Source organism: Microbacterium sp. Y-01, assembly GCF_003856715.1.
Lineage (GTDB): Bacteria > Actinomycetota > Actinomycetes > Actinomycetales > Microbacteriaceae > Microbacterium > Microbacterium algeriense.
Genome location: NZ_CP024170.1, coordinates 3,503,738 through 3,516,486, shown reverse-complemented (window position 1 = coordinate 3,516,486; position 12,749 = coordinate 3,503,738). Strand labels below are relative to the sequence as shown.

The following is a 12,749-nucleotide window of genomic DNA, read 5'->3' as shown; positions in this document are numbered from 1 at the left end:
CGATTGTACCGCCCTTCGAAGCACCGGCTCCGCGGGCGCTCGGCCGCTCCACAAACGGCGGATGGGAGGATGGACGCATGGCCCTCTCCGACGCCCCTCTCCTGCGCGCCCTCGCCGGCGACCGTCCCGCGCACGCCCCCGTGTGGTTCATGCGCCAGGCCGGAAGGTCGCTGCCCGAATACCGGGAGCTCCGCGTCGGGACGCGCATGCTCGACGCGTGCCTGACCCCCGACCTCGCGGCGGAGATCACGCTGCAGCCCGTGCGCCGCCACGGCGTCGATGCCGCCGTGTTCTTCAGCGACATCGTGATCCCGCTGCGCCTCGCCGGCGTCGAGGTGGAGATCGAACCGGGACGCGGTCCCGTGTTCGCGAACCCGGTGCGCACCGCTTCCGACGTGGACCGGATCACTGCGATCGACCCGGCGGACCTGGACGGCGCCGCGATCGCGGAGGCCGTACGGATCGTCACGACCGAACTCGGCGACACCCCGCTGATCGGGTTCGCGGGCGCCCCGTTCACGCTCGCCGCCTACCTCGTCGAAGGCGGCCCCTCCAAGGAGCACCTGCGCGCGCGAGGCATGATGCACTCCGACCCGGAGTCCTGGAACCGCCTCGCTGGCTGGCTCGCGAAGGTCTCGCGCCGGTTCCTCGAGACGCAACGCGATGCCGGCGCCTCCGTGGTCCAGCTGTTCGACAGCTGGGCAGGATCGCTGAGCACCGCGGACTACCGCGCTTTCGTCGCTCCGCACTCCCGGACGGCGCTCGAGGGCATCGGCCTGCCCACCATCCACTTCGGTGTCGGGACGGGGCCGTTCCTGGCGGACATGCGCCTGGACGGTGCGGCGGACGGTGTCGGCGTCGACTGGCGCCAGCCCCTCGACGAGGCGGCGGCGATCCTGGGGCCCGACGTCACGGTGCAGGGGAACATCGACCCCGCGCTGCTGTCCGCACCGTGGCCGGTGCTGGAGGCGCACGTGCGGGACGTGCTCGAGCGCGGTCGCGCGGCGCGGGCGCACATCCTGAACCTGGGTCACGGCGTCCCGCCCGAGACGGATCCCGACCAGCTCACGAGGATCGTCGAGCTCGCCCACGCGGTCTGAGCCGCGCCCGCCGAGGTCCGATCCCCCCCGATGCGACAATGGGGAGCATGACCTCAGAGCCCGCGTCCGCCGAACCCGCCGACCTGGCTGCCCGCGCGGCTGAGAAGCACGTCGTCGTGGTCGGCGGCGGCATCGGAGGCCTGATCGCGGCACGCGAATGCGCGAAGGTCGGCATGCGCGTCACGGTCCTGGAGGCGGCGGACGAACTCGGCGGGGCGATCCGCCGGGTGGAGCTGGACGGCGTCGTCATCGATGCGGGTGCGGAGAGCTATGCGACCAGAGGCGGCGTCGTGCGCGCCCTGGTCGACGAGCTCGGCCTGACCGACCGCGTGGTCGCACCGCGCCCCGGAGGGGCATGGGTCGCCGGCGTCCCCGGCGTCGGCGCAGCTCCCCTCCCGGTCGGCGGCATCCTCGGAATCCCGGCGAACCCCTTCCAGGAGGACGTGCGCCGCATCCTCGGCTGGTCGGGCGTCTGGCGCGCCTATCTCGACCGCGTCCGGCCGCCCCTGACGATCGGCCACCAGCTCAGTCTCGGACGCCTCGTCGCATCGCGGATGGGAGACAAGGTCCGCGACCGGCTGGTCGCTCCGGTGACCACCGGCGTCTACTCGGCCTCGCCCGACGATGTCGACACCGACGTGGCCGCACCGGGCCTCAATGCCGCTCTCACGCGCGTCGGCTCGCTCTCCGGCGCGGTCCAGGCACTGCGGCAGGACGCCGCGTCCCGCACGGCCGGTCCCGCGGGCGCGGCGAAAGCGCCGGGCGCTGCCGTCGAGGGACTCGCTGGCGGGATGATCGGACTCGTCGACGCGCTCGCGGCGGATGTGCGCGGCCTCGGGGTCGAGGTCCGCACAGGGGCGCGGGTGCGGACGGTGCGCCGTGCGGACGACACCTGGACGGTGGATGTCGAGCTCCCCGTGCCGGACACCGCGGCGGGACCGGCGGATCCCTCCGCCCACTCCGCCGACGCCGTGGACGCCGTGGACGAGCTCGAGGAGCTCGTCGCGGATGCGGTCGTCGTCGCGACCTCGGAGTCCGTGGCGCGCGCACTGCTGGCGGGTGTCGTCCCCGCGCTGGTCTCGGCGGACGCGGTGGTTTCCCCGGAGATCGAGATCGTCACCCTGCTGCTGGATGCGCCGGAGCTGGACGCCGCCCCGCGCGGCACGGGCGTCCTGACCGTGCCGGGCAGTCACACGGCGAAGGCGCTCACGCACTCCACCGCGAAATGGGCGTGGGTGCGGGAGGCCGCAGGGGCGCGGCACATCGTGCGGGTCTCTTTCGGGTCGCAGGGCGAGCCGGCCGCCACGGCCGACCTCGACGACGATGCCGCGACGGACCTCGCTCGGTCCGAGGCGGCGACGATGCTCGGCGTGCCGCTGCGACCGGAGTCGGTCGTCGCCTCGCATCGGGGTCGCTTCGTGCAGTCCCAGCCCGCCTCGATCATCGGCTCGGGCGAGCGCCGTGCGGCGGCTCGTGCGGCGGTGCAGGCGGTCCCGGGTCTCGCAGCGGTCGGAGCCTGGCTCGCCGGGACGGGACTCGCGCAGGTCGTCCCGGATGCGCAGGAGGAAGCCGACCGCCTCCGCCGCGCTCTGCTGTGGGAGTGAACGATCGCCCCGTGTCAACCCTCTGACGCATAGATGCCGAAATCGGCATACGGCGTTACGCTGGACACCTGGCCGCGGCGCCCCTGGTGCCTGCGACCGGCGTCCGCACCGGACGGACCAAAGCCGGAACAACGTGAGGAGACCCCATGAAGGGGAAGATCGGACTCGTCGTAGGACTCGGCGTCGGATACGTCCTCGGCACCCGTGCCGGGCACGAGCGCTATGAGCAGATCAAGACGCAGTGGCTGAAGGTGTGGCACCTCGACCCGGTGCAGGAGCAGGTCGAGAAGGTCAAGGATTTCGTCGGCGACAAGGCTGCAGCGGTGCCTGGCGCCGTGTGGACCGGCGCGGTGAAGGTCGTCAAGTCCGTCACGGGCAGCGGCACTCCCGGCCAGAAGCTCGATGCCGTGATCGCCACGGGCAAGGAGGCCGCCGAAGAGGTGGCCGATGCGGCCGAGGACGCGATCGAGGAGGCCAAGGGCTCCGCACAGGGCTCCTCCTCGTCGACCGCCGCGAAGAAGCCCGCCGCGAAGAAGTCCACGCCCACGAAGTCCGGCGAGTGACATGACTCGCGGGTACCGTGATCGGGCCGACGACAGTCTGCTGACCCTGCTCGGCGACCTCCCGGAACTGGTCACGAATCTGGTCAAGGCCGAGATCGACGCCGCGAAGGCCTGGATCTCCCGCACGTCGAAGGACGCCGGCATCGGCTCGGTGTGGTTCCTCGTCGCGCTGTTCTTCCTGTTCTGGGCGGTGCCGGTGATCCTGGTCTTCGCGATCGCCGGGCTCTCGTCGTGGTGGCCGGTGTGGCTCTCGGCGATCGCGGTGTTCGGCATCCTGATCGTCGCCGTGCTGCTGTTCGCGCTGCTCGGCATCCTCAAGTTCCGCAAGGTCCTCAAGCGTCAGAACCCGGCGCAGGCCGTCGCCGAGGACATCCGAATCGTGAAGGAGGCCGGCGATGACGAATTCTGAGGCGCTGCCGCGCACCGCCGTTCCCGCAGGGATCATCGACCCCGTCACCTCGGCGCGCGCGGAGCTCAAGGCCGCTCTCGCCGCGATCGAGATCAAGGGCAACATCCCGCGCCGGGTCGAGAAGGCGTCCACGCGCGCCGTGGCGAAGGCCCGGGTCTACGCCGACCGCAATCCGGTCGGCGCGATCGCCGCGACGGTGGGCATCGCGGCGGCCGTCGGCGGCGTCGTCTGGGCCATCGCGAGGGCGATCGCGCGCTGATCCTTCGGCATCCCGGTATCCCGCTGACAGCGGCGGTCGCGGGATTAGCAGGTCCTGCGCAAACGAGGCAGACTGGGGGTCATGATGTCCGAAGAGCGCGCTGAGAACCCGTCCGGCTTCACCCTCTGGGCCGTCTGGCGACGAAACCCCGACGTCCCCGTCACCGAGACCGACTCGACCGAGCTCGAGACGATCGTCTCCTACGTCGAGGACTCCGGCGTGACCGTCCGCGGCTTCTACGATGTCTCCGGACTCAAGGCCGACGCCGACCTCATGGTCTGGCTGCACGGCGACACGGCGGAAGAGCTCCAGAAGGCGCTGCGTCGTCTGCGCCGCACCGAGCTGCTGCGCTCGCTCCTGCCGGTCTGGAACGTCATGGGCGTGCATCGCGACGCCGAGTTCAACCGCGCCCACGTGCCCGGCTTCCTCCGCGGCGTCGGCCCGAAGGACTGGCTCTGCCTGTACCCGTTCGTGCGCACGCCGGAGTGGTATCTCGCTCCCGAGGACGAGCGCCGCAAGATGCTGGCCGATCACGGGCGCAAGGGCGCCGCGTTCACGGGTGTCCTCGCCAACACGGTCGCCTCGTTCGCGCTCGGCGACTACGAGTGGCTGCTGCCGATGGAGGCCGACGAGCTCACCGACCTCGTCGACATGATGCGCGACCTGCGCTACACCGACGCCCGCCTGTACGTGAAGGAGGAGGTGCCCTTCTACACCGGGCGCAGACTCCGGTTCGACGAGATCGCGGACGTGCTCCAGTAGACGACATGAGCACTCCCATCCGTCTGGGCACCCGCCGCAGCGCGCTCGCGCAGGCGCAGTCCGGTCATGTCGCCACCGCTCTCGAGGCCGTGACCGGCCGCCGCGTCGAGCTCGTCCCGATCACCAGCGAAGGTGACACCAACCGCGCATCGCTCTCCGAGATCGGCGGTCTGGGCATCTTCGCCACCCGCCTGCGTGAGGCTCTCCTCGCGGGAGAATGCGACTTCCTGGTGCACTCCCTCAAAGACCTGCCGACCGCCGTGCCGGAGTCGCTCGTGATCGCCGCGACGCCGCGACGCGAGGACGCCCGTGACGTGGTGCTCACCCGCACCGGCGTGCCGCTGCACGAGCTGCGGTCCGGCAGCTCCGTCGGAACCGGTTCCCCGCGGCGGATCGCGCAGGTTCGCCGGAGGGCTCCCCACGCGGAGGTCGTCGACATCCGCGGCAACGTCGATTCCCGCCTCGCGCGCGTGCTCTCGGGAGAGCTCGATGCCGTGATCCTCGCCGCCGCCGGGCTCTCGCGGCTCGGCACCGACTCGCCGCTGCGCCGTGAGGAGCTCGGGCTGGCGGAGTGGCCGACCGCTCCGGGGCAGGGATCCCTCGCGATCGAGACCCGCGCGGACGCTCCCGAGGACCTGCGAGCGGCACTCGCTCAGCTCGATCATGAGGACACCCGGCTCGCGATCACGGTCGAGCGGGCCATCCTGGAGGGACTGGACGCGGGTTGTCAAGCCCCCATGGCCGCTCACGCCGAGGTCCAGGGCGCCGCGATCCGCGTCAGGACGGTCGTCTACGCCCCTGACGGCAGTCGCCGGATCGGGCTCGACGTCACGGAAGCCCTGAACGGGGAGTATATTCGTCGGAACGGCAGTGGCAATGGTGCGGATGCTGCCGATGGTGCAGACCCGATGCACGCAGCGCGCGAGCTCGGGCTCGCTGTTGCCCGTCGGCTGCTCGATCAAGGGGCGGCCGACCTCGTCCCTCGAGAGCAATCCTCATGACCACTTCCGAAATCAAGCAGGACCGACCGCTGGACGGCTGGCGCATTCTCGTGCCCCGTGGCGGGCCGTGGGGCGACAGCGTCGCCGCACGTCTGCGTGCGCTCGGCGCGGTGCCCGTGGTCGCTCCGCTGATCAACTTCGCCCCGACGACGGATCAGGCGACACTCGACGTCGCCCTCGCCCAGCTGGCCGCCGGCGAGTTCGACTGGCTGACGGTCACCAGTGCGACGACGGTCGACGTGCTCTTCGCGCACCGGGCCATCGTGCCGCGGTCGACGAAGATCGCCGCCGTGGGCGAGACCACGGCGGCCGCCCTGCAGGCCGTCGGCTACGAGGTCACCCTCGTCCCCGAGCAGGACAACTCCGCCGAGGGCATGGCGCAGCAGCTCATCGCGCTCGAGAAGGAGCCGCGCCGCATCCTCGCGCTGCGCAGTGAGATCGCGAAGCCGGTGCTCAGCAGGCTGCTCTCGGAGGCGGGCCACGACGTCCACGGTGTCGTCGCCTACCGCACGGTCGGCGTCCCGGTCACCGAGCGCATCCGGCGCGACGTGGAGAACGGTCGCATCAACGCCATCCTGATCACGAGCGGCTCGGTCGCAGAACAGGTGCGCGAGCAGTTCCCCGAGATCCCGGACGAGACGCTGCTCGCGGCGATCGGACCCCGCACCGCGAACGACGCCCAGCGGGCCGGGCTGCCCGTGTCGGTGGTCGCGGACCGCCAGACGATCGACGCGCTGATCGACGCCGTATCGCACTTCACGCTTCCCCACGCGGCAGACGAGTTCGCACCGTGAGCTTCCCCGAGACCCGCCTGAGGCGGCTGCGTCAGTCCCGAGCCGTTCGAGATCTCGTCCGCGAGACGTCGCTCGAGCCGCGGCAGCTCGTGCTGCCCCTGTTCGTCCGCGAGGGGCTGTCGGAGCCCGTCGACATCGGGTCGATGCCCGGCGTCGCGCAGCACTCGATCGACTCGCTGCGGAAGGCCGCCGTCGAGGCGGCGGAGCAGGGCGTCGGCGGCGTGATGCTGTTCGGCGTGCCGGCGGTGCGGGACGCCCGGGGTTCCGGCGCCGATGACCCGGCCGGCATCCTCAACGTCGCGACCGAGGCGCTCGCGGCCGAAGTGGGTGACGCCCTCGTGGTGCAAACCGACCTCTGCCTGGACGAGTTCACCGACCATGGTCACTGCGGCGTGCTCGCTGCCGACGGATCGGTCGACAACGACGCCACCCTCGAACGCTACGCCTCGATGGCTCTCGCGCAGGCCCGCGCCGGGTCTCAGCTGCTCGGACTGTCCGGCATGATGGACGGCCAGGTGGCGCACATCCGCGCCGCGCTGGACGCCGAGGGGTTCACCGACACGATCCTCCTCGCCTACGCCGCCAAGTACGCGAGCGCCTTCTACGGTCCCTTCCGCGAAGCCGTCGACTCGCAGCTGACGGGCGACCGCCGCACGTATCAGCTCGACCCGGGCAACCGGCGCGAGGGCGTGCGCGAAGCCGTCGTCGACGAGGCCGAGGGCGCCGACATCGTCATGGTGAAGCCCGCGATGGCGTTCCTCGACGTGCTCCGCGAGGTGCGCGACACCGTGAGCGTCCCGGTGTGGGCGTACCAGGTCTCCGGCGAGTACGCGATGATCGAGGCGGCGAGCGCGAACGGCTGGATCGACCGGCGAGGCGCCGTGCTCGAATCGCTGCTGTCCATCCGGCGGGCGGGTGCCGACGCGGTGCTGACCTACTGGGCCACCGAGGCCGCGCGCTGGCTCCGCGGCTGAGTCCCGGCCACCGAACGGCTCTCGGGTCCCGCAGCGGCGGTTAGCCTGGAAGGGATGCCGGGACGGCTCCGTGCATCGCTGAGGAGCATTCATGACCGACCGCAATGACGACCTGTTCTCCGCTGCACGCGCGGTGATCCCCGGAGGGGTCAACTCCCCGGTGCGCGCCTACGGGTCGGTCGGCGGGACGCCCCGGTTCCTCGCTTCCGCGAAGGGAGCGACCGTCACGGATGCCGCGGGGCGCGAATACGTCGACCTCGTCGCGTCGTGGGGTCCTGCACTGCTCGGACACGCGCACCCGGAGATCGTCGCGGCCGTGCAGGAAGCGGCGTCGCGCGGTCTGTCCTTCGGGGCGCCGACCGAGGGAGAGGTCGAGCTGGCGGCGTTGATCGCCGACCGCGTCCGCTTCGGCGAGACCCGGCCGATCGAGCGCGTGCGCCTGGTCTCCACCGGCACCGAGGCGACCATGACGGCGATCCGCCTCGCGCGCGGTGCCACCGGCCGCGATCTGCTCGTGAAGTTCGCCGGGCACTACCACGGGCACTCCGACGGCCTGCTCGCCGAGGCGGGCTCGGGTGTCGCGACCCTGGCGCTCCCCGGTTCGGCCGGCGTTCCCGCCCCGATCGCCGCTCAGACGCTCGTGATCGGCTACAACGATCCGGAAGCGCTCGCTGCGGTGTTCGCCGAGCACGGCCAGCGCATCGCTGCGGTGATCGTGGAGGCGTCAGCGGCGAACATGGGCGTCGTCGCCCCGCTGCCCGGGTTCAACCGCCTGATCGCCGAGACCGCGCACGCGCACGGGGCCCTGATGATCCTCGACGAGGTGCTCACAGGCTTCCGCGTGCACCCGGCCGGCTTCTGGGGTCTGCAGGCCGCGGCGGGGGAGGACTACCTGCCCGACATCTTCACGTTCGGCAAGGTCGTCGGCGGCGGCATGCCCCTAGCGGCGCTGGGCGGCCGCGCCGAGGTGATGGACCTGCTGGCGCCGCTCGGCCCTGTCTACCAGGCGGGCACGCTGTCCGGGAACCCGCTGTCGGTGGCGGCCGGACTGGCGACGCTGCGCCTGGCCACGCCGGAGGTGTACGCCACGGTGGATGCGGCATCCGCCCGTCTGTCGTCCGCGCTCGATTCCGCGCTGTCGGCGGAGGGCGTGACGCACGCCGTCGCCTCGGCGGGGAATCTGTTCAACGCGGCGTTCCGTGCGTCGGCGCCGAGGAACTACGCGGAGGCGCAGGCTCAGGACTCCTTCCGCTACGCCCCGTTCTTCCATTCCATGCGCGAGCAGGGCGTCGCGCTGCCGCCGAGCGTGTTCGAGGCCTGGTTCCTCACGGCCGCGCACGGGGAGGACGAGCTGCGGCGGATCGAGGATGCGCTCCCGGCTGCCGCGCGCGCGGCCGCCGACGCCCGCCCCTGACGCGCCTGCAGGCCCGGGGTCGCGCGCGGGGTCAGGCAACCGTGCGGAATCAGGCAGTTTGTGCGACAAAGTGCCTGATCCGGGCTGACTGCCTGACCACGCGCGCATGGATCGTTGTGTTCCTGTGAGCAACTTCCAGACAACTGGCAGCACGGCGCTGGCAGACTGGTGGACATGGTGACGTTGCTGCTGGACCAGACGCAACTGGAGGTCGTGCTCTCGCCGATCGAGCGTGCCGCCACCTTCCACCGCGACAACCTCCGGATCGTGCGCGACACCATCACCAAGGTCCAGCTGACCGACGACGCCTGGACCTGGCTCCGCGGCGTCCCGAACCCGGGCACCCACATCCCCGGAGTCCTCGCGGCGGGAAGCTGGAAGGCCGCAGGCAGCCTCGACTTCGTGCTGATCCGCCGGCGGCGTCCGAGCGTCGTGATCGACCTCGAAGGCGACGAGCAGTACCGTCGACTGATCCTCACCACGCGGCACGGGCTCGCACTCACGCAGGCGCTGCGACTGGACGTGTCCGACGAGCCCGCGAACGTCGAGGAGATCGTGGCCACCGCGCCGACACCCGTCTCGAAGGGCAGCCGCCGACCGGTCATCCGACCGCGACCGGCCTGAGCCCGGACGCGGAACGCCCTCCGTGACCCGTGGGTCCGGAGGGCGTTCGCGTCAGTGGCGGGTTCAGCCGTGGTGGTGGTCGCCGTGGTGGTCGCCACCGTCGTGGTGGTCGCCGTTGTCGTGGTGCTCACCCTCGTGGTTGTCACCCTCGTCGTGGTGCTCGCCCTCTGCGGCATGCTCGGAAGCCGCTTCGGACTCGTCTGCCGGGGCGGACTCGTCGTCGCCGGCCAGCGGGACGGTGTCGATGACGCCCGTCGCGGCGACGCTCCAGTGCGCGCCTTCCGCGGCGTCCTCGGAGGACAGCGGGTAATCCCTGGGCTCATCCTCGTAGTACGCCCGTGCGGCGGCGGCCAGCATGGAGCTGACGGCGGCGGACCGGGGATCCTCCTCGGGCTGGTCTGCGGAAACGGCGGGGGTCTCGGCGGAGGAGGCATCGGCGAAGATCTCGACGCCGGCGTGGTCGCCGTCCTCCGACGCGACCTCCTCCGTCGTCTCCGCGGACGCTTCATCGTCGGTAGCGGCAGGAATTGATGCGGCGGCCTCCGGCTCGCCGACCGCGGGGTCGACGGCGGTGACGGGAGCCGCCGCGCCGAACAGGATCTCGTCGAACGAGCGCGTCTCCTCAGCGGGTGCGTCGGCGGCGGGTGTTTCGTCGGCCGGCGCTTCGTCGGCGGGTGCGTCGGCGGCGGGTGATTCCTCCGCAAGCGCTTCGTCGACGGGTGCTTCGTCGGCAGGTGCGCCTTCGGTGGCGGGTGCCTCCTCGGCCGGTGCTTCGTCGGCGGCGGGTGTTTCGTCAGCCTGCGCGTCTTCAGCGTGCGCTTCGTCGGAGGGCGCCTCGTCGACAGCCGCCTCGTCGACAGCCGCCTCGTCGGCGGGTGCGTCTTCGGTCGAGGCGGCCTCGGCGGGAGCGGCGGTGGCCTCGGCGGCCCAGGCTGCGGCGGTGGAGACGGGGATCGCGACGAGGGAGCCTTCGGCAGATCGCTCGGCCTCGACCGGGGTGCTCTCCGCAGCGGCGAGCGGGGCGGGCGCGGTCTCCGCCGGACGTGCGAGCCGGCCGCCGCGCATGAGGTCGATGAAGACGTCCTCGAGCGTGGGGCCGCGCTGGACGAGGGTGCTCAGGGCGATGCCGGCGTCTGCGGCGACGGCTCCGACCGTCCCGGCGTCTCCGCCGCGGACCGTCAGCCCCGAACGCAGCACCTCGATGTCGAAGCCCGCTGCGGCCAGGGCCACGGTGAGCGCCTCGCGGTCGGCGGCGTCCACGATGACGGACCCGCCGTTCGGATCGGCGAGCGTCTCGATGCCGCTGGCCAGGAGCAGCTGCCCCTTCGACAGGACGAGCACGTTGTCGGCGACCTGCTCGACCTCGCTCAGCACGTGCGACGACACGAGCACGGTGCGTCCCTCATCGGCGAGGCGGCGCATCAGGAGGCGCATCCATCGGATGCCCTCGGGGTCGAGTCCGTTGGCCGGCTCGTCGAAGACGAGAGCACCCGGGTCGCCGAGGAGCGCGTGGGCGACGCTCAGCCGCTGGCGCATCCCGAGCGAGAAGCCGCCGATGCGGGAGTCGCCCTCGCCCTCGAGCCCGACCAGGGAGAGGACTTCGCCGACGCGCGCGAGCGGGATGCCGTTCGCCTTCGCGGCGATGGTCAGCTGGCGCTCGGCCGTCCGGCGCGGGCGGTAGACGGTCTCCTCGAGCACCGAGCCGATCGTGCGCAGCGGCTGACGCAGCTCCGCATAGGCGGTTCCGCCGATCGTGGCCGTGCCGGAGGAGGCGCGGACCTGACCGAGCAGGATGCGCAGCGTCGTGGTCTTGCCGGCTCCGTTCGGACCCAGGAAGGCCGTCACGGCTCCGGGCTCGACGCGGGCGGAGAAGTCCGAGACGGCGGTCACCTCATTGAAGCGCTTCGTCACGTGCGTGAACTCGAGCACCTGTCCTTCAGGCATCCGTGACCTCTCGTCTCGTCGAACAGTTCCTCCCTATCCTGCCGGAAAAGCCTGTCGGATCCCGCATTTCGCGCGGAAAGACCGCGGTCGGAGAAGGGGTAGCCTGGCACGCGTGACCGATTCTCAGACGGCTTCCCGCGTCCTCGTCCGCACCGAAGGAGCTCTCGGAAGGCTCACCCTCGATCGGCCCGAGGCGATCAACGCCCTCGACATCGGGATGATCGAGATCCTGACGGAGACGCTGAACCGGTGGCGCGACGACACCGATGTGCAGATCGTGCTGATCGACGGCGCCGGAGAGCGCGGACTGTGCGCCGGTGGGGATGTGCGGGCGCTGCACGCGCAGATCGTCGCCGGGCAGGCGGAGCGGACGGCGGAGTTCTTCCGCGCCGAGTACGCGCTCAACGCGATGATCGCCGAGTATCCGAAGCCGGTGGTGGCCTTCGCCGACGGCATCACGATGGGCGGCGGGATCGGCCTCGCCGGACACGCGGCCATCCGCATCGTCACGGAGCGCTCGAAGCTGGCGATGCCGGAGACGCGGATCGGCTTCACGCCCGACGTCGGCGGGACCTGGCTGCTCGGCCGGGCCCCTGGGCGCTTCGGCGAGTACTTCGGCCTCACGGGATCGACGATGAACGGCGCCGATGCCGTGCACCTCGGATTCGCGGACCACTTCGTCCCGTCCGAGCGTCTCGATGCGCTGCGCGAGGCGCTGGCCTTCCGGGCCGATCCCACCGGTCCCAGCGAGATCGTGCTGCTGTTCGACGAGACGCCCGATCCGACCGAGCTGCCCGCATCCCGGGAGTGGATCGACGACGCCTTCTCGGCGGACACGGTGAGCGGGATCGTCGAGCGTCTGCACGCGCACGGGACGACCGAGTCGGCGGCCACCGCTGAACTTCTGGAGGGACTCGCGCCGACCGGGCTCACGGTCACGCTCGACGCCGTCCGCGAGGCGAGGGCTCTTCCCGGACTCCGCGCCGCGCTCGAGGGCGAATACCGGCGGGTGCTGTGGTTCGTAAACGAGCACCCCGACCTGGTCGAGGGCATCAGGGCGCAGCTGGTCGACAAGGACCGGAACCCGAGATGGGACCCGCCCACATTGGCCGAGCTCGCCCCCGACGCCGGCGCGCCCGCGCGCGACTACGTGCCTCGGCAGCCGCTGTTCTGAGGGGTGCGCGCCCGACGGGCGCGTTGTTCGCCGCGGTGCAGAAACCGCGGGTCGCGCACGGATCGGTTCGCTGTGAGCGAAGGTCCTCCCGAAGGGGGATACGAATGTCCTCACTTCGTGGCACTCT

General features: G+C 71.5%; 13 protein-coding genes. 12 read left to right on the top strand and 1 reads right to left on the bottom strand.

Going from position 1 to position 12,749, the window contains the following annotated elements:
- The first annotated feature begins 77 nt into the window (after positions 1 to 77).
- The 11 genes from hemE to CSX12_RS16850 all read left to right on the top strand — a co-directional run bounded on the left by hemE (position 78) and on the right by CSX12_RS16850 (position 9,504).
- On the top strand, positions 78 to 1,100 hold the full coding sequence (gene hemE / locus CSX12_RS16900; protein WP_124896557.1) for a uroporphyrinogen decarboxylase: 1,023 nt from the start codon (positions 78 to 80) through the stop codon (positions 1,098 to 1,100).
- Between the two features lie 47 nt (positions 1,101 to 1,147).
- Positions 1,148 to 2,704 carry an FAD-dependent oxidoreductase gene (locus tag CSX12_RS16895; RefSeq protein WP_124896556.1) on the top strand — a complete coding sequence of 519 codons (1,557 nt, stop codon included), beginning with the start codon at positions 1,148 to 1,150 and terminating at the stop codon, positions 2,702 to 2,704.
- Positions 2,705 to 2,850: 146 nt separating this feature from the next.
- Positions 2,851 to 3,267: a hypothetical protein gene (locus CSX12_RS16890; protein WP_017203413.1), complete on the top strand. Its 417-nt coding sequence runs from the start codon at positions 2,851 to 2,853 to the stop codon at positions 3,265 to 3,267.
- A 1-nt stretch (position 3,268) separates the two neighbouring features.
- Positions 3,269 to 3,676 (top strand): phage holin family protein, encoded by a 408-nt coding sequence (locus CSX12_RS16885; protein ID WP_017203412.1) that lies wholly within the window; start codon positions 3,269 to 3,271, stop codon positions 3,674 to 3,676.
- Positions 3,663 to 3,935: a hypothetical protein gene (locus CSX12_RS16880; protein ID WP_124896555.1), complete on the top strand. Its 273-nt coding sequence runs from the start codon at positions 3,663 to 3,665 to the stop codon at positions 3,933 to 3,935. The genes CSX12_RS16885 and CSX12_RS16880 overlap by 14 nt, the downstream gene beginning before the upstream one ends.
- Positions 3,936 to 4,016: 81 nt before the next feature.
- Positions 4,017 to 4,697, top strand: a complete 681-nt coding sequence (gene hemQ / locus CSX12_RS16875; RefSeq protein ID WP_017203410.1) for a hydrogen peroxide-dependent heme synthase — start codon at positions 4,017 to 4,019, stop codon at positions 4,695 to 4,697.
- A gap of 5 nt (positions 4,698 to 4,702) precedes the next feature.
- The gene (gene hemC / locus CSX12_RS16870) at positions 4,703 to 5,698 is read left to right on the top strand and encodes a hydroxymethylbilane synthase (protein ID WP_017203409.1); all 996 of its coding nucleotides are present in this window, start codon (positions 4,703 to 4,705) and stop codon (positions 5,696 to 5,698) included.
- A complete protein-coding gene (locus CSX12_RS16865) occupies positions 5,695 to 6,492 on the top strand; it encodes a uroporphyrinogen-III synthase (RefSeq protein WP_017203408.1) in 798 nt (265 codons plus the stop codon). The genes hemC and CSX12_RS16865 overlap by 4 nt, the downstream gene beginning before the upstream one ends.
- Positions 6,489 to 7,466: a porphobilinogen synthase gene (hemB, locus tag CSX12_RS16860; protein ID WP_017203407.1), complete on the top strand. Its 978-nt coding sequence runs from the start codon at positions 6,489 to 6,491 to the stop codon at positions 7,464 to 7,466. The genes CSX12_RS16865 and hemB overlap by 4 nt, the downstream gene beginning before the upstream one ends.
- A gap of 91 nt (positions 7,467 to 7,557) precedes the next feature.
- On the top strand, positions 7,558 to 8,880 hold the full coding sequence (locus CSX12_RS16855; protein WP_124896554.1) for a glutamate-1-semialdehyde 2,1-aminomutase: 1,323 nt from the start codon (positions 7,558 to 7,560) through the stop codon (positions 8,878 to 8,880).
- A 174-nt stretch (positions 8,881 to 9,054) separates the two neighbouring features.
- Positions 9,055 to 9,504 (top strand): hypothetical protein, encoded by a 450-nt coding sequence (locus CSX12_RS16850; RefSeq protein ID WP_017203405.1) that lies wholly within the window; start codon positions 9,055 to 9,057, stop codon positions 9,502 to 9,504.
- A gap of 63 nt (positions 9,505 to 9,567) precedes the next feature.
- Here the strand turns inward: CSX12_RS16850 and CSX12_RS18765 are convergent, their stop codons facing one another.
- A complete protein-coding gene (locus tag CSX12_RS18765) occupies positions 9,568 to 11,448 on the bottom strand; it encodes an ATP-binding cassette domain-containing protein (protein WP_241160498.1) in 1,881 nt (626 codons plus the stop codon).
- Between the two features lie 112 nt (positions 11,449 to 11,560).
- On the opposite strand from CSX12_RS18765, the gene CSX12_RS16840 reads away from it, so the two are divergent.
- Positions 11,561 to 12,622, top strand: coding sequence for an enoyl-CoA hydratase/isomerase family protein (locus tag CSX12_RS16840; protein WP_124896553.1), 1,062 nt, complete (start codon positions 11,561 to 11,563; stop codon positions 12,620 to 12,622).
- The last annotated feature ends 127 nt before the right edge of the window (positions 12,623 to 12,749 follow it).